This is a genomic window from Tenacibaculum sp. HL-MS23, assembly GCF_032463465.1.
GTDB classification, from domain to species: domain Bacteria; phylum Bacteroidota; class Bacteroidia; order Flavobacteriales; family Flavobacteriaceae; genus Polaribacter; species Polaribacter bernardetii.
The window spans coordinates 1,904,251-1,923,440 of record NZ_CP135989.1 but is presented as its reverse complement, the minus strand read 5'-3'; the positions used below and the strand labels follow the sequence as shown (position 1 = coordinate 1,923,440).

The following is a 19,190-nucleotide window of genomic DNA, read 5'->3' as shown; positions in this document are numbered from 1 at the left end:
TGTAAATTACCGCAAAAATTAATCTACAATACCTAATTCCTTAGCTTTTAGTACTAAGTCGGTATTGTTATGTGCTTGTAAATCGGTTCGAAGTTTTGCTAGTTTACTTTCTATAGAGCGAACTTTAACTAAAGAACCGTCAATTTTTTTTACAACACCCTCTAAATTTGCAATTTTAGCATGGTTTGGCAGTTCTTTTAAAATTTGAATAGCAACATCATCCATTTGAATTTCAACTAATGCTCTTTTTAAAAGTTTTTGATGTATTTCATGTGTATAATATATTTCATCCTTTAACATTTTTTGAATAGCAAAGGTTAATTCATCTGTACTGCAATTTCCTTTTAAAATATAAGCAGACGGATTTAAATTATGAATAACATTAAAAACACGATTGGTTTCTGAATGACCAGTAATTACTCCAGTTTTTATATTGATTCCTTCGTTTTTAATAGCTTTTATTAAAGCCTCACCTCCATCTAAAATAACATTTCCGTTATTGTTATCGAAACTTAAATCAGTAAAAACAATATGAAATGGATTGCTATGAAGTGTTGTTTTTATTCTAGAAAAGGCTTCATCACAAGAATTTGCGGTTTCTATTTCTAAATTATCGATATCTTTTAGATAAGAAATAATTCCTTCGATAATTAATTGATGGTCATCAACTAAAAGTATTTTTGTTTGTCCAGACATTTATGGGGATTTGTATGCTAGTTTTGGTTCCGTTACCTTTTTCGCTTTCAATGTTTAGAGTTCCATTTAACTCTTCAACACGTTCTTGTAAATTTTGTAAACCAATTCCTTTTTTACTAATAGCGGTATCAAAACCAATACCATTATCAGTAATAGTCAAATGTACATATTTTTTATGTACTGTAAAATCGATACTTATTTTACTTGCTTGTGCGTATTTTTTACTGTTTTGAATACTTTCTCGAGTGCTTAAATATAGTAAGCGTTTAATAGCATCGTTTATGGTATGCCATTGGTTTTCCTGTAAACCTGCAACAGTTATTCTAAAATCTAGTTCGAAATAATCGCTTACTAAGTTAATTATTTGGTCTTTAAAAGAAACTTTACCAAAACTAATACTACTTAATTGGTGCGATAAATTACGTACGTTTTCTTTAACAGTATCAAGTTTTTTTGCTTCTTCTAATAAATTAGATTTTTCTAATTTTTGATGTAATAAACGCAAATCTCCAGCCACCTCATCGTGCAATGATTTTGCAATTTGCTGTCGCTCGTGTTCCCTAGCTCGTACTCTTTCTAACTGCGCCAAGTATAATAGTTTTCTTTTTCTAAAGAAGAAAAATAAGATGCTCACACCAAATAATAACAAGCCACTTGCAGCCGCCAACCAGCCAATAGTTTTTTGTTGTTTGTGGTACACAATTTCTACTTCCTTCTTCTCATTATCAGATTTTAAAACAGTGTTTTCTTTTTCTTTTTTATCAGTTTCGTACCTAATTTTAGCAAACTGATTTTTTAGTTGACGCTCTTTAGTAAACAAGCTATCATTAAGTTTAATGTATTGTTGTAAGTAGTTTATTGATTGCTTACCTGTTGTTAAGTTTGAAAGATTCTTTAAAGCTTCTAGCCATTTTTCATTGTTATGGGTAAGTTCGGCATATTTTAATGCTTTATTTGAATGAAAGAGTGCCTTTTTATTTTGATTAATATCTTTGTAATAGTTAGATATATTTATAAGTGTAATACTAGCATTACTAAGATTATTATTGTTTTCTCTAATATTTAATACTTCTTTGTATTGATTTAAAGTATTTTTTTTATTTCCTAATTGATAACTACTATAGGCTAAATTCTCTAATAGTAAAGCGTATTGTATTGGGTGTTTTTCTTTAATACTATCAAAGGCTAATCCTTTTTTAAAATAGGGTATAGCTTTTTGGTGGTTGTTTTGATTTTGATAAAGAAGACCTAAGTTATTTATAATATATAAAAACCCAATATTGTTATTGTTTATTTTATTATAAATTAATGCTTTATTATAATAAAATAAAGCTTCTTTTTTTTGATTTAGTTTTTCAGAAACAATACCTAAGTAATTGTAAATTCTTTCTAAATATTTATTCGATTTTATAGGTTCTATATATTGTAAGGCTTCTATAGCACTTATTTCACCACCTAAATAATCTCTTGCTTGGCTTTGCAAATAAGAAAGGCTTAGTAAACGACTTCCTACAGCTAAAGAGTCTTTTAAATTTTTTGAGATATTTTTAGATTGCTGATAATAAAAAAAAGCACTATCAATGTTTAATAAAATTTTTTGTTCTAAAGCTTTAAAATGTAGGTGTTTTGCTAGTAAAGTAGAATCTTTGGTTTTTAAAAAAAGTTTATTAATGTTTTTATTAGCAAAAAGAAGATCTTCAGTTGATTTACTAAAATAAGAATTAATACCTAATAGAAAATTAGTTTTTTTTATTAAAGAATCAATACCAGATCCACTAGCAAAAAAAATTGCTTTTTTAAGCAAAGGAATGTTTTTTGGGCCATAAACATTATTTACCTTTTTTAAATAGAAATTAACAGAATCTACCTCTCTATTTTGTGAAAAAGAAAATTGAATAAAGAAAACAAAAGAAAACAAAAGAAAATATTTAGTCATAAAATAAAATAAAATAACACCTTGTTTTAAACAAGGTGTTATAATATAAGTTTATTTACCATCACCACCTTGACCACCAGTACCACCACCACCGGTGCCTCCTGTTCCTCCACTGCCAATGCCACCAGTATCGTTTCCTCCACCTGTTTTTGGGTTATCTGTATCTGGGCTTAAAGTCATTGCCACTTCTTCTAAATTTTTGTTTTCCATAGTAATAGTTTTTAATTTAAAATTTTAGTGGGGGACTAATTAAGGCAACTAAATTAAGATGTTTAAAATAAAAACACAAAGAATTAACTGCTTTTTATGATGTTGTCTTCTGTGTGTCATTGCGTTTTTAACCTTTCGTCATTGCGAGGCACGAAGCAATCTATAACTTTTGAGTTCTGAATGAAGAGATTACTTCATTCGTTCCTCTCTCGTAATGACGTGCTGTTTTGTGTTTTCGTCATTGCGATTTAAACCTTTTGTCATTGCGAGGCACGAAGCAATCTATAACTTTTGAGTTCTGAATGAAGAGATTACTTCATTCGTTCCTCTCTCGTAATGACGTGCTGTTTTGTGTTTTCGTCATTGCGATTTAAACCTTTTGTCATTGCGAGGCACGAAGCAATCTGTAACTTTTGCGTTCTGAATGAAGAGATTACTTCGTCATTCTTCCTGGTAGTGACGTGCTGTGTTTTGTGTTTTTGTCATTGTTTTTTAACCTTTTACGTCATTGCGAAGCACGAAGCAATTTGTAGCTTTTGCGTTCTGAATGTTGAGATTACTTCGTTCGTACCTCTCTCGTAATGACGTGCTTTTTTGTATTTTCGTCATTGCGATTTAAACCTTTTACGTCATTGCGAGGCACGAAGCAATCTGTAGCTTTTGCGTTCTGAATGAAGAGATTACTTCGTTCCTCCTCGTAATGACGTGCTGTGTTTTGTGTTTTCGTCATTGTTTTTTAACCTTTCGTCATTCTTCCTCGTAATGACGTGTTATTTTGTATTTCCGTCATTTCGAATTTAATTTTCCTCGTCATTGCGAGGCACGAAGCAATCTGTAACTTTTGCGTTCTGAATGTTGAGATTACTTCGTCATTCTTCCTCGTAATGACGTGTTATTTTGTATTTCCGTCATTTCGAATTTAATTTTCCTCGTCATTGCGAGGCACGAAGCAATCTGTAACTTTTGCGTTCTGAATGTTGAGATTACTTCGTCATTCTTCCTCGTAATGACGTGTTATTTTGTATTTCCGTCATTTCGAATTTAATTTTCCTCGTCATTGCGACACACGAAGCAATTTGTTAGTTATGTTTTCTGAATGAAGAGATTACTTCGTTCCTCCTCGTAATGACGTGCTGTGTTTTGTGTTTTCGTCATTGCTTTTTAACCTTTCGTCATTGCGAGGCACGGAGCAATCTTTAACTTTTGAGTTCTAAACGGAGAGATTACTTCGTCGTTCCTCTTCGTAATGACGTTAGAAATTAAACAGCCAATCCTCGGATAAATCTAACCAATTAGGGTTTTCCTCATTAATTAGATCTTCTTTGCTTTTCCTGTTCCCTGATTTTAATTGTTTTTCTCTAGTAATAGCATCGTTTATAGAAGTAAATTCTTCGAAATAGACTAATTTGTTACAGTTATATTTGAATGAAAACCCTTTATGCTTTCCTGTTTTATGCTCTTGAATTCTTTTTATTAAGTTTGATGTTACTCCGATATAAATAACGGTATTGTTTTTATTGGTTAGAAAATAAACATACGGGTTTTTCATGCTTTACAATTTACATTATTGTAAAGTATAAAGCAATTTTTAGTTTGTGTATTCTAAATTGTGAGATTACTTCGTCATTCCTCCTCGTAATAACGTGCTATGATTTTGTATTACCGTCATTGTGAGGCACGAAGTAATCTTAGGCTTTTGAGTTCTGAATGTTGAGATTACTTCGTTCATACCTCTTTCGTAATGACGTGCTGTATTTTTGTCATTGCGATTTAAACCTTTTACGTCATTGCGAGGCACGAAGTAATCTTTAACTTTTGAGTTCTAGTTACAGAGTTTACTTCGTTCCTCTTCGTAATGACATACTATGAAGTCATCTTATTAAATAAATCCCAAAGTACAACGCCGCAACTAACAGAGATGTTTAAAGAATGTTTAGTACCTAATTGCGGAATTTCAATACAAAAATCAGCAGCAGAAACAACTTCTTGTTGTACTCCTTTTACTTCATTACCCATTACTACAGCGTATTTCTGGTTAGCATCGGGAGTGAATCTATTTAGCTTCGTACTATTCTCAGCTTGCTCGATGGCTAATACTTTAACGTTATCTTGTTTAAGTTTTTTAACCAACTCAATCGTGTTTTCAACATATTCCCAAGCAACAGATTCAGTAGCTCCTAACGCTGTTTTATGAATTTCTTTATTCGGCGGAGTTGCGGTAATTCCACAGAGATATATTTTTTCAATCAAAAAAGCATCCGAAGTTCTAAAAACCGATCCTACATTATTTAAACTACGGATGTTATCTAACACGACAATGATGGGTGTTTTTTCGGTTTGTTTAAACTCATCAACCGTAATTCTACCTAACTCACTATTTTTTAGTTTTCTCATAAATAATGTTAACTTTAAAATCGAATATTTATCTTCGCAAAACTAATTGAAAAAATCTAAAAAGTTGGCAAAAACAAAGGCAAAAAAGGTGACTCCACTAATGCAACAATACAACGGAATTAAAGTTAAATATCCGGATGCAATGTTACTGTTTAGAGTGGGAGATTTCTACGAAACCTTTGGTGAAGACGCTGTAAAAGCATCTAATATTTTAGGAATTATTTTAACAAAAAGAGGTGCTGGTAGTGAAAGCGAAACTGCTTTGGCTGGTTTTCCGCATCATTCGTTAAATACCTATTTGCCTAAATTAGTAAAATCGGGTTTACGTGTTGCTATTTGCGATCAGCTAGAAGATCCTAAAATGACAAAAACGATTGTAAAACGTGGTGTTACCGAATTGGTTACTCCTGGTGTTGCTTTAAATGATGAGGTATTACAATCGAAGTCAAATAATTTTTTAGCTGCAATACATTTTGGTAAAAAGAAATTAGGTGTTTCATTTTTAGATGTTTCTACAGGAGAGTTTTTAATTGCGCAAGGAAGCGAAGAGTATATCGATAAACTGCTGCAAAACTTTACGCCAAGTGAAGTTTTGGTTGAGAAAAAAATAAACAGCGATTTTTAGAATTGTTCACCAATCGTTTTCATACTTTTTATTTAGAAGATTGGGTTTTTCAAAAGGAATACGGAAACGAATTATTAAGCAATCATTTTAAGGTTAAAAACTTAAAAGGATTTGGAGTTGAAGAATTAGAACAAGGTATTGTTGCGGGTGGGGCGGCGATGCATTATTTATCAGAAACACAACACAATAAAATAGAGCATATTCAATCGATAAGCAGAATTGCTGAAGATAATTATGTGTGGATGGACCGTTTTACCGTTAAAAACTTAGAGTTGTACGGCGGAAACGATGTAAATGCTGTTTCGTTATTAAACGTAATTGATAAAACAATTTCTCCTATGGGAGGGCGTTTGTTAAAACGTTGGTTAGCATTACCGTTAAAAGATTTAGAGCAGATTAAAAAACGCCATGAGTTGGTAAAGTTTTTAATAGATAATGATGCTTTTTTCGAAACCGTTGCGTATCAATTAAATCAGGTTTCAGATATCGAAAGGTTGATTTCGAAAGTAGCCACGGGTAAGGTTTCTCCGAGAGAGGTTATCTTATTAAAAAACTCGTTAAAAGCTATTCTACCGATAAAAACATCCGCAGAAAAAACGAATAACAAAACAGTACAAGAAATAGGAAAGCAATTACACGATTGTAAACTATTAATTGATAAAATAACAACTTCAGTTTTAGAGGAAGCGCCTGTAAATATTAGTAAAGGAAACGCTATTGCAAACGGTGTTTCTGCCGAGTTAGATGAACTACGAAGTATTTCTAATTCAGGTAAAGAATATTTAGATGAAATGTTGGCTCGTGAAATAGAACGAACGGGTATTACGAGTTTAAAAATAGCTTTTAACAACGTTTTTGGTTATTATATTGAGGTTCGAAATAGGTATAAAGATCAAGTTCCTGAAGAGTGGATTCGTAAGCAAACTTTGGTAAATGCTGAGCGTTATATTACCGAAGAGTTAAAGGAATACGAAACAAAAATATTAGGAGCCGAAGAAAAAATTCAGCAATTAGAAGCAGATATTTTTACGAAACTAGTGCAGTTTATTATTGGTTTTGTAAAGCCAGTACAGCAAAATGCTCAAAATATTGCAAAGATAGACGTGTTATTGTCGTTTGCTAAATTGGCGATAGATAACAACTATGTGCGTCCGATGATGGATGACAGCACAGATATCGAAATTAAAAATGGACGACACCCAGTAATAGAAAAACAATTGCCAATTGGCGAAGAATATATTGCAAACGATGTGGTGTTAAATCGTAATCACCAACAAATAATCATGATTACGGGTCCCAATATGTCGGGTAAATCGGCAATATTACGCCAAACAGCTTTGATTGTTTTATTAGCACAAATGGGAAGTTATATTCCGGCTCAGAATGCCCGAATTGGTATTGTTGATAAAATTTTTACCAGAGTAGGAGCGAGTGATAATATTTCGATGGGAGAATCTACCTTTATGGTTGAAATGAACGAAACAGCATCAATCTTAAATAATATCTCTGAACGTAGTTTAGTATTGTTAGATGAAATTGGTAGAGGAACTTCTACTTACGACGGAATTTCAATTGCTTGGGCTATTGCCGAATATTTACACGAGCATCCATCAAAAGGGAAAACGTTATTTGCTACGCATTATCACGAGTTAAATGAAATGACAAGTACATTTAAGCGAATTAAAAACTTTAATGTATCAGTAAAAGAATTAAAAGATAGTATTATTTTCTTACGTAAATTGGTTGCGGGTGGTAGTAATCATAGTTTTGGTATTCATGTTGCGAAGCTTGCAGGAATGCCTAATTTGGTAATTAGTAGAGCGCAAAAAATTCTTAAAAAATTAGAAGAAAATAACGCTCATAAAGAAGTGAAAGAGGTTTTAAAAGATAGCCAACACGAAGATATGCAAATGAGTTTCTTTCAGTTAGATGATCCTTTGTTAGAAGATATTCGTGACGAAATCTTAGCGACAAATATTGATACTCTTACGCCAATAGAAGCTTTAATGAAGCTGAATGAAATTAAGCGAATGTTGGTGAAAAAATAAAACTGTTTAGAAAGATAAATTTCCGTCAACCTGAATTTATTTCAGGTTCTCACACAAATTGGTTATCGGTATGATTTAATTCTGAAACAAGTTCAGAATGACGTTTTAGAAACTCTCTAAACAGTTTGTTAATATTATAACTTCCCCCTTAAAACTAAAACAGGAACATTACAGTTAAACTCCTTTTTTTGAATCGAGTTTTTTTCCCATAATTTTTGAAAAAACCCTCGTTTTCTTCTAAAAACACATAATAAATCAGGATTATGAGATTGAAAATGCTCTAAAACTCCTAGAAAAGTAGTTGCGTTTTCTGTAACTGTTAAATTATTTTGGCCTCTTTTTAATTCGCTATCTAAAACTAAATCTTCTTCGGTATAATCAGGTGTTTTTACCAACAATAAATTAGATGAAGCAACAAAAGTTTCTAAAATTTTATGCAACGGATCTAATACATTTTTTTTATTCATAACCCCCGATTTAAAAGCTGTTAAAACAGATTTTATAGGAGAGAATTTATATCCTTCAGGAATAACTAACATAGGAATGTCAGTTTGTTTTAAAATACTACCAGAGGTACTTCCTAAAAACATTTCTTCTTTAATAGAATTACTTTTAGGTCCCATAATAATTAAATCGATATTTAATTCTCTGTTTATAGAAGTAATACTTTCTAACACATTTCCTTTAGCAGAAATCATTTTTATAGTTACATTTTTTCTATCAACAGCATTAATCATTGTGCGTAAATATAAATTGGTTTCTCGCTGCATGGTGTCATCCGCATTTACAAACGTACCCGCTTTAGATAATACTTTATAAGCGCGCATTACAAATACTTTTGCATTCACAGCTTCAGCAAAATCTATGGCATATTGCAAGGTGTTTATTGAGTTGTCTGTTGAGCCAATAGGAACTAATAGATGTTTCATAAAATGTTTTTAGTAGTTTTAAAGTGTTGATATGGTTAGTAATATACAAAGATATTTAAAATACGTTAATTTAAGTAATTTGCTTCTTTATGTACTATAATAGCTGTTCTTTTGCTGATAATAAAAAAGTATGAGTTACGATATAGGTTTTAAAAGAATAAATAAACTAGCTTTTCCGGCTTTAATAGCAGGAGTTGCTGAGCCTTTATTATCTACGACAGATTTGGCAATTGTAGGAAATATTGATTTCAATGCTACAGAAAGTATTGCTGCAATCGGAATTGTAGGTGCTTTTTTATCGATGCTTATTTGGGTTTTCGGGCAAGCTCGTAGCGGAATTTCGTCTATCATTTCACAATATGTTGGGGCAAATAAATTAGAGGAGGTTAAAAATTTACCAGCACAAGCTATTGTTATAATATTAATTACTAGTTTAATTATTTTAGGAATCAGTTATCCGTTTACGAAAGAAATATTCCAGTTTTACAATGCTTCAGGTACTATTTTAGAATATGCGATTGAATATTACAAAATACGTGTTTTTGGTTTTCCGTTTACGCTATTTGTAATTGCTGTTTTTGGTACTTTTAGAGGTTTACAAAACACCTATTACCCGATGTTAATTGCCATTATTGGTACTGGTGTAAATATAATATTTGATGTTGTTTTGGTATACGGTATTGATGGTTATATCCCCGCAATGAATATTACAGGAGCTGCCTATGCAAGTGTAATTGCACAAGTTGTTATGGCACTTATTTCTGGATATTTATTATTAACAAAAACCGAAATTTCACTAAAACTAAAATTGCCTTTTAACAAAGAAATTCCGAGGTTTATAAACATGATTTTAAACCTATTTGTGCGTACGATCGCTTTAAATACAGCATTGTATTTTGCGACTTCTTATGCTGCTTCTTACGGAAAAGAATATATCGCCGCTTATACAATCGGACTTAATTTATGGTTAATGGGCGCCTTTATGATTGATGGTTATTCATCCGCAGGAAATATATTATCAGGAAAATTATTAGGCGCAAAGGATTTTACGAATTTGGTTAAACTAGGTAATAAGCTTATTATTTATGGTTTTGCATTTGGTAGTTTTTTGGCACTTGTAGGATTCGGTTTTTATAATTTTATAGGAAATATTTTTACGCAAGAACAAGAGGTGTTAACAGAGTTTTATAATACGTTTTGGATTATTTTAGTAATGCAGCCAATTTGTTCGATAGCCTTTATTTACGACGGAATGTTTAAGGGAATGGGAGAAATGAAATATTTAAGAAATGTATTATTACTTTCAACAGGATTAGTTTTTATTCCGGTTTTATTATTTTTTGATTCGGTAGACTATAAATTGCATGCTATTTGGATAGCTTTTTTTGCTTGGATAATTGCTCGTGGAGTACCCTTAATTTTTAAATTTAGAAATACGTTTTTATCACGATCACAAAAATTGTAATTTTGAAATTAAAATAATTAAGTATGACCACAACAAGAGAAAACGGAAGTTTGTATACTCATATAGAAAATAAAATAGCGACTATTGAATTCGGGCATCCGGCAAGTAATTCGTTTCCGAGTGAGTTATTAGCACGTTTAGCAAACGAGTTCGATAAATTATCAGTTAATGAAGCCGTGGCGATTGTGGTGTTAAAATCTGAAGGAGATCGTGCTTTTTGTGCGGGTGCTTCTTTTGATGAGCTAGTTGCAATTGACAATTTGGAAGATGGAAAACAGTTCTTTTCAGGTTTTGCAAACGTGCTAAATGCAATGCGCCGTTGTTCTAAATTAATTGTAGGGCGTGTGCAAGGAAAAACTGTTGGCGGCGGAGTTGGTTTAGCAGCAGCTTGTGATTACGTATTGGCAACAGAGCATGCTTCTATTAAACTATCTGAGTTTACAATAGGTATTGGTCCGTTTGTAATTGCGCCTGCCGTAGAGCGTAAAATTAGCGTGAGTGGTTTGGCGGAATTAACATTAGATGCTTCTAATTGGAAAAATGCTTATTGGGCAAAAGAGAAAGGCTTATATGCTCGTGTTTTTGATTCAATTAACGATTTAGATAATGAGTTAGTAATTTTCACTGAAAAATTGGCTTCTTATAATCCAGATGCATTATCAGAAATGAAAAGTGCATTGTGGAAAGGAACTGAACACTGGCAAGAATTATTAATAGAAAGAGCCGAAACGTCGGGTAAGTTAGTATTATCTGACTTCACTAAAAAAGCATTGGCAAAGTTCAAAAAATAAAAATCTTTTTTAAGTAAACAGATGGAAGAAACAGAAAGTTATAAAATAGGATATGAATTAGGTGGATGGATTTATCATAATCCGATATTATCAATAGCCGTAGGAGTAGTTATTTCTATAGGTTTCGTATGGTTATTAACAAAAATTGCAAAACAAATTCGTACTTTTGGCGAATAAAAAACGTAAATTATGGGTGGAGATTATTTATTTGCCATTTTAGCAGCAGGAGTAGCAATTGTATATTTTTACAATAAATACAGAGGTAATAAAAAACACAAAAGATAGTGAGTAATATTAGAATCACAAAGCAATTTAGTTTCGAAACAGGCCATGCTTTATATGGTTATGATGGTAAATGTAAAAATGTTCACGGTCATAGTTATAAGCTTTCTGTAACTGTAATGGGGCAACCTATTACTGATAACTCGAATGTGAAATACGGAATGGTAATTGATTTTACAGATTTAAAGAAAATTGTAAAAGAAGAGATTGTTGATGTTTTTGATCATGCTACCGTATTTAATAAAAACACACCTCATATTGAGTTGGCTAAAGAATTAAAGGATAGAGATCATCATGTTATTTTGGTAGATTATCAACCAACAAGTGAAATGATGGTGATTGATTTTGCTGCAAAAATTAAAAACAGACTTCCAGAAAACATTAAGCTCCATGCTATAAAACTACAAGAAACTGATACAAGTTTTGCAGAGTGGTTTGCAAGTGATAATTAGTATTTGAAAAGAATAAAATAAAAAAACTCAGCGTTAAATTAATGCTGAGCCTTTTATGTTTTTATAAAGAATTACTTTCCGTTAAACTCATTCATTGTATTTGCCATTCCGGCTGTAATAAAAGAAGTAATAGCGTTAACAGAAGTTGGTATGCGTTCAATCATTTCGCTTTCTTCATCTTTGTTCCATTCGCCTAATACATAATCTACTTGACGACCTCTGCCATAATCAGCACCAACACCAAAACGAAAACGAGGATACGCACCGGTGTTAAATTTATCTTGAATATCTTTTAATCCGTTATGTCCGCCAGAACTACCTTTTGGTTTTATACGTAGTTTTCCGAAATCAATATTTAAATCATCGGTAATTACCAATAAGTTTTCAACCTGAATATTTTCTTGTTGCATCCAATACATTACCGCTTTACCACTTAAATTCATATAAGTATTAGGTTTTAAAACGATTACTGTTTTTCCTTTGATCTTTAACTTGGCAATATCACCTAGTTTTTCAGTTTCAAAACTAGCATCATGCTCTTTTACAAAGGCATCCACTATTTTAAAACCTATATTATGACGTGTATTATCATATTTATCACCAATATTACCTAAACCTACAATTAAAAATTTTTTCATTGAATGTTGCGCTGTGTCTGTTGAGTGTATTTTAATTATTTTTAAAAAAAAAGGTATTAAAACCTAATATTACAAAAATAAAAAAAAGCGTTACACAAAGGTAACGCTTTTATAAAAATGCAGTATAATTTCTTATGCTTCTGCAGTAGCTTCAGCATCGTCTCCTTCTGCTGCTGCTTTCGCTGCGTTACGAGACATACGTACTTGAGCAACTACTGTGTTGTCTGGGTGTAATAAAGCGTAGTTATCATTTCTTAACTCAGTAACATATAATTTATTACCAATTTCTAATCTAGTAATATTAGCTTCAATAAAGTCAGGTAAGTTAGCTGGTAAAGCTTTTACTCTTAACTTACGTAAGTTGTGACGTAAAGCCCCACCTAACATAATACCTTTTGCAGTACCTACTAAATGTACAGGGATTTCCATAGTAACCTCTTTGTCTTCAAAGATTTGGTAGAAATCTACATGTAAAATTCTGTCTGTTACCGGGTGAAATTGGATGTCTTGTAAAACAGCACTGTATTTTGTTCCGTTTAATTCAATCGTAGCAGTAAATACATCTGGAGTAAATACTAAAGGCTTGAATGATTTTTCTTCTGCTGAGAAGTGTACTGCCTCTTTTCCTCCGTATAATACGCAAGGAACCTTTCCAGCATTACGTAAGGCTTTAGTTGCTTTTTTACCTACGCTTTCTCTTTGTGATCCGTTGATTGTAATTGATTTCATTACTTCTTTATTTATTAAATTTATTTACATTAAAAATTGTCCGCTAATAGATGTATTGTCATGAACTTTATGCATCACATCAGCGAATAAAGTGGCGCAAGTTACCACTTTTATTTTAGATACACTCTTTTTTAAAGGAATTGTATCTGAAACGATTAACTCTGTTAATTGAGAATTCTGAATTCTCTCATAGGCATCTCCAGAAAGGATGGGGTGTGTACAAATTGCACGAACGCTTAACGCGCCTCTTTCTATCATTAAGTTAGCAGCTTTAGTAAGTGTTCCTCCTGTATCAATCATGTCATCAACAAGAATTACGTTTTTACCTTCTACATCACCAATTAACTCCATATGAGAAATTAGATTGGCCTTTTCACGTTGCTTATAACAAATTACTACATCGCTTTCTAAATATTTAGAGTATGCGTATGCTCTTTTAGAGCCTCCCATGTCAGGAGAAGCAATTGTTATGTTTTCTAGGTTTAAGCTTTTTATGTATGGCAGAAAAATAGTAGAAGCAAATAAATGATCTACAGGTTTTTCAAAGAAACCTTGTATTTGATCAGCATGTAAATCCATGGTCATAATTCTTGTGGCACCTGCGGTTTCTAATAACTTAGCTACTAATTTAGCACCAATAGCCACACGAGGTTTGTCTTTTCTGTCTTGCCGAGCCCATCCAAAATAAGGCATAACAGCTGTAATATGTCTTGCTGAAGCACGCTTAGCAGCGTCGCACATTAATAACATTTCCATTAAATTATCTGCTGAAGGAAATGTTGATCCGATAAGAAAAACTCTTCGACCTCTTACTGATTCTTCAAAAGCTGGCTGAAACTCACCATCACTAAAATGTGTTGTTTCTATATTACCAAGTGCTACTCCGTATTCTTTGGCAATTTTTTCAGCAAGGTCAGTACTTTGAGAACAAGCAAAAATTTTTGGTATTAATTGATTTTCAGGCATTTAAAAAAATGTATTTATAGTTAGTGTTGTTGTTACAGCAAAAGTAAAACTATTTTAAGAGTTTAAAACTTATTTTTAAACGAATTAATTAAAATATTTTATAGATTTGCACACTACTTAATGCTCGAGTGGCGGAATTGGTAGACGCGCTGGATTCAAAATCCAGTTCTTTCGAGAGTGCGGGTTCGATTCCCGCCTCGAGTACACAAAGGAAAACCTCAACTTTATAGTTGAGGTTTTTTAATAACTTAAAAACTGGATTTATAAATTTGAATAAAAAAAGCGAGAATTTTTTCTTGCTTTTTTAGCCATCTACAGTTTTTTTATTTCCAAATCTTATAACATCTAAAACGTTGTCATATTTTGGAGAAAAAAAGAAATCTTCAAGTATTGCTTTAATATCTCTTTTCTCTGAAGTATTATTTTGCACTTCTAGGGGGGCAGGTGCATTTTGTAGAACTTTGGTTTTATAAGTTTCTTGATAAGAGTTTATAAAATCAATAAATGTGTTCTCAAAATTATAATTAGTTAAACTAATTTCATTATAGTTCATTATTTAAATCTTGTTTATACTTATTTAAAAGTGTTCTAGTAAGCGCTAAATTCGCTTTTTTAGAATCAACAGCTAAATAAACAAAATAGTCACCGCTAGGAGAGATATTAATGATATGTATTTGAGTTTCTAAATTGAAGTGAATGTCAGTTAATTCTTCGTTTAAACCAAGGGCTTTCATTGCCTTACGTTTTGCATTAATGATTTCTACATTATATGCACATGCTAAAGCAGGATCAAAACCGCTTAAAGCAGAATCTGATATAAGTGATTCACCAGATGCCATTTCAGCAACGCTGATTCCTATATATCCTGAGATATTTTCTTTTACATTAGTTACCAATTTGTCTAAAATTTCTTGCATTTTTTGTTTGTTTTATAGTTAGTAGTTAAATTCTTTTTTCAAAATAAGTTCAAGCAATCCTATGTTTATGTTTTTATCAGATAAGAAACATAATATATATTCATTATGTTTAATAATTAGAATGTTTTCATTGTCAGATTTAAGTATAATCTCTTTCAGGTTCGTTTTAAAATAATTACTAAAAAAGTGATTACTCATATTAAATATAGTGGCTTTAAACACTGTTATTTTGTCTTGTAAATCACCCAAATTATTTTCTTTAGGGTAAAAATCAATAGTTTCTCCGTTATCTTTTAAAAGGAAAATTGCTTTTGACTTTGTTTCTTCTAATAGTTTTTCTAGCTCCAATTTTTTTCTCTATTTATTGAGAGAAATCAAAGTTATGGCATAGTTAATAATGATATATTGAACAATAATATTAAATCATAGCACAATATTGTTTTATACCTATTTTTCTTTAAGGAAAATGCAATTGCATAATTGTTATTGAAGATGAGTATTTTAGCTTTTTTTAGGGTTTTAGCCGTTTAAAGCCATTTTTTGTAAAAAATATTAACATATGATTATATATGCTTTTTTTTTAAATTTTAATTAAGATGCAATAAAAATAAAAAAACGCTACAAGTTTTTTTTTACTCATTAATATTGTTGATTAGTGGAGGAAAAAGCAGGAAGTTTTTTTAATGATTAAGTCATTTATAGCTCTGGCAAAATTAATAAAGGAATTTTACTGTGAAAAGCAGATTTTTTAATCACATTTTCTTCTAATAGGCGATTAAAAAAATTATGTTTATGATTTATTAAAACTAATAATTCGCTATCAGTTTCTTTTATATAATTTTCTAAAGTTGTAGTTTCAGAATCATCCCAATCTATTTTTTTATATTCTACGCCTAAGTCTTTAAAAATTTCTCTTAACTGTACTTTGTGTGCTTTTTGTTTACTATTTAAGGTGTATTCTTCAGAAAGGTTTATAACTTCAATCGGGCAATCTTTTAAAATACTTAATTGAAGTAACGATTTTAATTCTTTATTATTAAAAGGTCTTTTATAATTTGTTGAAAATACTATTTGATGTAATAATTTGTATTTGTAGTCGGTTGGGACCATTAATATTGGGCAGTTATTAATAGTGTTAATAATTTTCATAGTATTTGTGCCAATAAAAGTTTCTTTTAAACTTTTGGCTCCTTTTGTACCAGAGATTATCAAATCTATTTTTTTTTCAGAAACAACCTCTTTAATTGCTTTTATTAACGAAGTTGAGTTAATTATAAATTGATATTCGAAATTTTCCGTTTCTTTATTAAGAATGTCAATTAAGTACTTTGATTCTTCTTCAATCTCATTGTCCATTTCATTAAACCATTCTTCACTTTTTTCAGAACTTAATAAATGCGGCTTTTCAGCGATATAAACATCTAATAAGTAAATACAAATATCTAAGCCTTTAAAAAGTTTTTTAGTATAGTTTAAAGCATTAATAGCTTCTTCAGAAAAATTATATGGAATTAATATATTCTTCATAACAAGTTGATTAGAGTTGGTTTATCAAATGTAATTTTTTTAAAATAAAATCAATTATAAAAAAAAATAAAAACATAATTTTGCAATTAAAACAATAATGAGTAATTTTTTATTGAACAAATACATTCTGCTATTAATATTACTAATAATGCTTTCTGTGTTAGTTATTTTTACTAAAAAAATAACTAAAAGTTATGTAATTAAAAATGCTATAGAGCCGCATAGAAGAAAAATAATACTTAACCTTTTTTACTTAATTTATTATGTGTTTGCATTTTTTTTAGTTCTTATAATTTTAGGAATAGAATTTAAGCAAATAGGTGTTTTTGCATCTTCTATTTTAGCAGTGTTAGGTGTTGGTTTTTTTGCACAATGGTCTATCTTATCTAACTTAACAGCTAGTGTAATTTTGTTTTTTTACCATCCAATGCGTATCGGTGATACTATAAAAATTATAGACAAAGAATATGATTTAACAGGTGAAGTAAAAAACATTACTGGTTTTTATGTGATGTTATATATCCCTGAGGGAAATAGAAAAATAACAATACCAAATACAGTAATACTTTATAAAAGTATTGAGTTAATACAAAATCAAAAATAATTTGTATTTTTCGAAATAAGTCTACTTCTTAGTAAATAGCTAAAATAGTATATTTATAAAACAGAAAGAGTATCCAAAAAAAAGCTTAAAATTATGGCATCTATATTCCACTTATCGCTTCCTTGTTTAAACATTAAGGAAACTAAAAAATTTTATACCGAAGATTTAGGTTTAAACTGTGGTAGGGAAACCAGTGATTGGTTAGATATAAATTTATTTAACAACCAATTGACATATGTTTTAGTAGAAAAATTTAATTTCGAATCACCTAATTATACTTTTGATAAAGATGTTTTACCATCTTTTCACTTCGGGGTTGTTTTAGATGCTGAGGAATGGGAAAAAATGCATGACAGAATTAACCATTGGTCGTCAGAAACTATTATCACAAAAACATTCTTAAAAGATAAAAACGGTGAACATGTTTCTTTTTTTGTGAAAGACCCTAACGGTTATACAATAGAGTTTAAAAGTTTTATTGAAGAGAATGAAATGTTTATGCTATAAATCGGTTAGCTTGCAGAAGAATAAATTTAACCTTTACATTAAATAAAAATATAATATTGAATAATTTAAAAATAATAGGAAGTGAAGAATGGTGTTCGTTTAAATCTTTCAGTATACCAGCCATAAAAGCTAGAGTAGATTCTGGTGCAAAAACATCATCAATACAAGCTAATAATATCACTAGGTTTTTAAAAGATACTGAAGAGTGGGTGCGTTTTGATGTTAATCCATTGCAAGAAAATAGAAGTATTAGTATAACATGCGAATCTAAAATTCATTCAAAACGTTCAATAAAAAGTTCAACAGGTATTTCAGAACCACGTATTGTAATAAAAACACCTATAACTATAGGTGCAGAAACTTTTGAGATTGAATTAACGCTTGCTAACAGAGATTCTATGGAGTTTAGAATGTTGTTGGGGCGTGAAGCACTGTCAAACGGTTACTTAGTAAATGCTTCAGAAACGTATTTATCAGGAACTTTTAGTGAAGAAGATTTAGATGAAAAATATGCGACTTTTAAGAAAGAAAAAACAGGTTTAAAAATAGCTTTATTAGCAAGTAATCCAAATCTTTTTAGCAATAAGCGTATCATGGAAGCTGGTCGTTTAAGAGGTCATGAAATGGTATTTCTTAATGTGCAACAAGCATACATGAAATTTGATGCTAAAGAGCCTCAAATACGTTACCGTGGTGGAAATATTATAGATGAGTTTGATGCTATTATACCTCGTATTAAGCCTTCTGTTACTTTTTATGCCTGTGCTTTAATAAGGCAGTTTGATGCTATGGGAACTTATTGTTTAAATTCTGCAGATGCAATTAATCAATCAAGAGATAAACTGTTGGCTACACAGCTGTTTGCTAAAAACGATATACAAGTTCCTATTACAGGTTTTGCGAACTCTCCTTTAGATACAAAAGATCTTATTAAAATGGTAAACGGAGCGCCATTAATAATTAAGTTATTAGAAAGTACCCAAGGTAAAGGTGTAGTTTTAGCAGAAACAACTAAGGCAGCAGAAAGTGTAATTAATGCTTTTAAAAGTGTTAAAACAAACATTCTTGTTCAAGAATTTATTAAGGAAGCTAACGGACAAGATATACGTTGTTTTGTGGTAAATGGTAAAGTAGTGGCGTCAATGCAAAGGCAAGCTGAAAAAGGTGAGTTTAGGGCAAACATACACCAAGGAGGTTCTGCATCTAAAATAAAAATAACTTCTGATGAACGAAAGTTAGCAATTAAAGCGGCTAAAATTTTAGACCTGCCAGTTGCTGGTGTAGATATTATTCGCTCTAATAAAGGCCCGTTATTATTAGAGGTAAATTCTTCTCCTGGCTTAGAAGGTATTGAAGGAGCAACAGGTTTAGATATTGCAAATATTATGATTGAAGCCATCGAAAAGAAGCTTAAAGCTAAAAAATAATTACTTCATGTAAATCGCTCATTTTACATAAAATGAGCGATTTATAA

At 30.9% G+C, this 19,190-nt stretch carries 20 protein-coding genes, 1 tRNA gene and 1 pseudogene; 9 read left to right on the top strand and 13 right to left on the bottom strand.

The window, feature by feature from the left end; all coding sequences use genetic code 11:
- Window positions 1-18: 18 nt before the first annotated feature.
- The 5 genes from RRF68_RS09000 to RRF68_RS08980 all read right to left on the bottom strand — a co-directional run bounded on the left by RRF68_RS09000 (window position 19) and on the right by RRF68_RS08980 (window position 5,236).
- Window positions 19-696: a response regulator transcription factor gene (locus RRF68_RS09000; protein WP_315944133.1), complete on the bottom strand. Its 678-nt coding sequence runs from the start codon at window positions 694-696 to the stop codon at window positions 19-21.
- On the bottom strand, window positions 665-2,632 hold the full coding sequence (locus RRF68_RS08995; RefSeq protein ID WP_315944132.1) for an ATP-binding protein: 1,968 nt from the start codon (window positions 2,630-2,632) through the stop codon (window positions 665-667). The genes RRF68_RS09000 and RRF68_RS08995 overlap by 32 nt, the downstream gene beginning before the upstream one ends.
- Window positions 2,633-2,683: 51 nt before the next feature.
- Window positions 2,684-2,842, bottom strand: coding sequence for a hypothetical protein (locus RRF68_RS08990; protein ID WP_315944131.1), 159 nt, complete (start codon window positions 2,840-2,842; stop codon window positions 2,684-2,686).
- A 1,252-nt stretch (window positions 2,843-4,094) separates the two neighbouring features.
- Window positions 4,095-4,391 carry a GIY-YIG nuclease family protein gene (locus tag RRF68_RS08985; RefSeq protein WP_315944130.1) on the bottom strand — a complete coding sequence of 99 codons (297 nt, stop codon included), beginning with the start codon at window positions 4,389-4,391 and terminating at the stop codon, window positions 4,095-4,097.
- A gap of 314 nt (window positions 4,392-4,705) precedes the next feature.
- Complete coding sequence (locus RRF68_RS08980; protein ID WP_315944129.1) at window positions 4,706-5,236, bottom strand: RNA methyltransferase; 531 nt, start codon at window positions 5,234-5,236, stop codon at window positions 4,706-4,708.
- A gap of 64 nt (window positions 5,237-5,300) precedes the next feature.
- Here RRF68_RS08980 and mutS point away from each other — a divergent pair.
- Window positions 5,301-7,909, top strand: a pseudogene (mutS, locus tag RRF68_RS08975) (DNA mismatch repair protein MutS).
- Between the two features lie 134 nt (window positions 7,910-8,043).
- On the opposite strand, the gene RRF68_RS08970 reads toward mutS, so the two are convergent.
- Window positions 8,044-8,838 carry a universal stress protein gene (locus tag RRF68_RS08970; RefSeq protein ID WP_315944128.1) on the bottom strand — a complete coding sequence of 265 codons (795 nt, stop codon included), beginning with the start codon at window positions 8,836-8,838 and terminating at the stop codon, window positions 8,044-8,046.
- Window positions 8,839-8,968: 130 nt separating this feature from the next.
- Here RRF68_RS08970 and RRF68_RS08965 point away from each other — a divergent pair, with 130 nt between their 5' ends.
- The 4 genes from RRF68_RS08965 to RRF68_RS08950 all read left to right on the top strand — a co-directional run bounded on the left by RRF68_RS08965 (window position 8,969) and on the right by RRF68_RS08950 (window position 11,828).
- A complete protein-coding gene (locus RRF68_RS08965) occupies window positions 8,969-10,303 on the top strand; it encodes an MATE family efflux transporter (RefSeq protein WP_315944127.1) in 1,335 nt (444 codons plus the stop codon).
- A 23-nt stretch (window positions 10,304-10,326) separates the two neighbouring features.
- Window positions 10,327-11,094: an enoyl-CoA hydratase/isomerase family protein gene (locus RRF68_RS08960; protein WP_315944126.1), complete on the top strand. Its 768-nt coding sequence runs from the start codon at window positions 10,327-10,329 to the stop codon at window positions 11,092-11,094.
- A 21-nt stretch (window positions 11,095-11,115) separates the two neighbouring features.
- Complete coding sequence (locus RRF68_RS08955; protein ID WP_218771788.1) at window positions 11,116-11,271, top strand: hypothetical protein; 156 nt, start codon at window positions 11,116-11,118, stop codon at window positions 11,269-11,271.
- A gap of 107 nt (window positions 11,272-11,378) precedes the next feature.
- Entirely contained in the window at window positions 11,379-11,828 is a 450-nt protein-coding gene (locus tag RRF68_RS08950) for a 6-carboxytetrahydropterin synthase (RefSeq protein ID WP_315944125.1), read from the top strand.
- 71 nt (window positions 11,829-11,899) lie between these two features.
- On the opposite strand, the gene pth is transcribed toward RRF68_RS08950, so the two are convergent.
- From pth to RRF68_RS08935, 3 genes are all read right to left on the bottom strand, one after another.
- Window positions 11,900-12,466 (bottom strand): aminoacyl-tRNA hydrolase, encoded by a 567-nt coding sequence (gene pth / locus RRF68_RS08945; RefSeq protein WP_315944124.1) that lies wholly within the window; start codon window positions 12,464-12,466, stop codon window positions 11,900-11,902.
- 132 nt (window positions 12,467-12,598) lie between these two features.
- Window positions 12,599-13,195: a 50S ribosomal protein L25/general stress protein Ctc gene (locus tag RRF68_RS08940; protein ID WP_218771785.1), complete on the bottom strand. Its 597-nt coding sequence runs from the start codon at window positions 13,193-13,195 to the stop codon at window positions 12,599-12,601.
- 24 nt (window positions 13,196-13,219) lie between these two features.
- Complete coding sequence (locus tag RRF68_RS08935) at window positions 13,220-14,161, bottom strand: ribose-phosphate pyrophosphokinase (RefSeq protein ID WP_218771784.1); 942 nt, start codon at window positions 14,159-14,161, stop codon at window positions 13,220-13,222.
- A 122-nt stretch (window positions 14,162-14,283) separates the two neighbouring features.
- Between RRF68_RS08935 and RRF68_RS08930 the strand changes: the two genes are divergently transcribed.
- Window positions 14,284-14,365 (top strand) — tRNA-Leu (locus tag RRF68_RS08930).
- A gap of 100 nt (window positions 14,366-14,465) precedes the next feature.
- Here the strand turns inward: RRF68_RS08930 and RRF68_RS08925 are convergent.
- From RRF68_RS08925 to RRF68_RS08910, 4 genes are all read right to left on the bottom strand, one after another.
- Window positions 14,466-14,714 (bottom strand): hypothetical protein, encoded by a 249-nt coding sequence (locus RRF68_RS08925; protein ID WP_315944123.1) that lies wholly within the window; start codon window positions 14,712-14,714, stop codon window positions 14,466-14,468.
- Window positions 14,704-15,078, bottom strand: coding sequence for a hypothetical protein (locus RRF68_RS08920; RefSeq protein WP_315944122.1), 375 nt, complete (start codon window positions 15,076-15,078; stop codon window positions 14,704-14,706). The genes RRF68_RS08925 and RRF68_RS08920 overlap by 11 nt, the downstream gene beginning before the upstream one ends.
- A gap of 18 nt (window positions 15,079-15,096) precedes the next feature.
- Window positions 15,097-15,426 carry a hypothetical protein gene (locus RRF68_RS08915; RefSeq protein WP_218771781.1) on the bottom strand — a complete coding sequence of 110 codons (330 nt, stop codon included), beginning with the start codon at window positions 15,424-15,426 and terminating at the stop codon, window positions 15,097-15,099.
- A 348-nt stretch (window positions 15,427-15,774) separates the two neighbouring features.
- Window positions 15,775-16,605 (bottom strand): universal stress protein, encoded by an 831-nt coding sequence (locus RRF68_RS08910; RefSeq protein WP_218771780.1) that lies wholly within the window; start codon window positions 16,603-16,605, stop codon window positions 15,775-15,777.
- 265 nt (window positions 16,606-16,870) lie between these two features.
- Here RRF68_RS08910 and RRF68_RS08905 point away from each other — a divergent pair, with 265 nt between their 5' ends.
- From RRF68_RS08905 to rimK, 3 genes are all read left to right on the top strand, one after another.
- Complete coding sequence (locus RRF68_RS08905; RefSeq protein ID WP_255554368.1) at window positions 16,871-17,209, top strand: mechanosensitive ion channel domain-containing protein; 339 nt, start codon at window positions 16,871-16,873, stop codon at window positions 17,207-17,209.
- 93 nt (window positions 17,210-17,302) lie between these two features.
- Entirely contained in the window at window positions 17,303-17,716 is a 414-nt protein-coding gene (locus tag RRF68_RS08900) for a VOC family protein (RefSeq protein ID WP_218771778.1), read from the top strand.
- A gap of 56 nt (window positions 17,717-17,772) precedes the next feature.
- The gene (gene rimK, locus RRF68_RS08895) at window positions 17,773-19,143 is read left to right on the top strand and encodes a 30S ribosomal protein S6--L-glutamate ligase (protein WP_218771777.1); all 1,371 of its coding nucleotides are present in this window, start codon (window positions 17,773-17,775) and stop codon (window positions 19,141-19,143) included.
- The last annotated feature ends 47 nt before the right edge of the window (window positions 19,144-19,190 follow it).

Bases quoted from the DNA above. Each gene is read 5' to 3' on its own strand.
- RRF68_RS09000 (WP_315944133.1), bottom strand. From the start codon at position 696: ATGTCTGGACAAACAAAAATACTTTTAGTTGATGACCATCAATTAATT.
- RRF68_RS08995 (WP_315944132.1), bottom strand. From the start codon at position 2,632: ATGACTAAATATTTTCTTTTGTTTTCTTTTGTTTTCTTTATTCAATTT.
- RRF68_RS08990 (WP_315944131.1), bottom strand. From the start codon at position 2,842: ATGGAAAACAAAAATTTAGAAGAAGTGGCAATGACTTTAAGCCCAGAT.
- RRF68_RS08985 (WP_315944130.1), bottom strand. From the start codon at position 4,391: ATGAAAAACCCGTATGTTTATTTTCTAACCAATAAAAACAATACCGTT.
- RRF68_RS08980 (WP_315944129.1), bottom strand. From the start codon at position 5,236: ATGAGAAAACTAAAAAATAGTGAGTTAGGTAGAATTACGGTTGATGAG.
- RRF68_RS08970 (WP_315944128.1), bottom strand. From the start codon at position 8,838: ATGAAACATCTATTAGTTCCTATTGGCTCAACAGACAACTCAATAAAC.
- RRF68_RS08965 (WP_315944127.1), top strand. From the start codon at position 8,969: ATGAGTTACGATATAGGTTTTAAAAGAATAAATAAACTAGCTTTTCCG.
- RRF68_RS08960 (WP_315944126.1), top strand. From the start codon at position 10,327: ATGACCACAACAAGAGAAAACGGAAGTTTGTATACTCATATAGAAAAT.
- RRF68_RS08955 (WP_218771788.1), top strand. From the start codon at position 11,116: ATGGAAGAAACAGAAAGTTATAAAATAGGATATGAATTAGGTGGATGG.
- pth (WP_315944124.1), bottom strand. From the start codon at position 12,466: ATGAAAAAATTTTTAATTGTAGGTTTAGGTAATATTGGTGATAAATAT.
- RRF68_RS08940 (WP_218771785.1), bottom strand. From the start codon at position 13,195: ATGAAATCAATTACAATCAACGGATCACAAAGAGAAAGCGTAGGTAAA.
- RRF68_RS08935 (WP_218771784.1), bottom strand. From the start codon at position 14,161: ATGCCTGAAAATCAATTAATACCAAAAATTTTTGCTTGTTCTCAAAGT.
- RRF68_RS08925 (WP_315944123.1), bottom strand. From the start codon at position 14,714: ATGAACTATAATGAAATTAGTTTAACTAATTATAATTTTGAGAACACA.
- RRF68_RS08920 (WP_315944122.1), bottom strand. From the start codon at position 15,078: ATGCAAGAAATTTTAGACAAATTGGTAACTAATGTAAAAGAAAATATC.
- RRF68_RS08910 (WP_218771780.1), bottom strand. From the start codon at position 16,605: ATGAAGAATATATTAATTCCATATAATTTTTCTGAAGAAGCTATTAAT.
- RRF68_RS08900 (WP_218771778.1), top strand. From the start codon at position 17,303: ATGGCATCTATATTCCACTTATCGCTTCCTTGTTTAAACATTAAGGAA.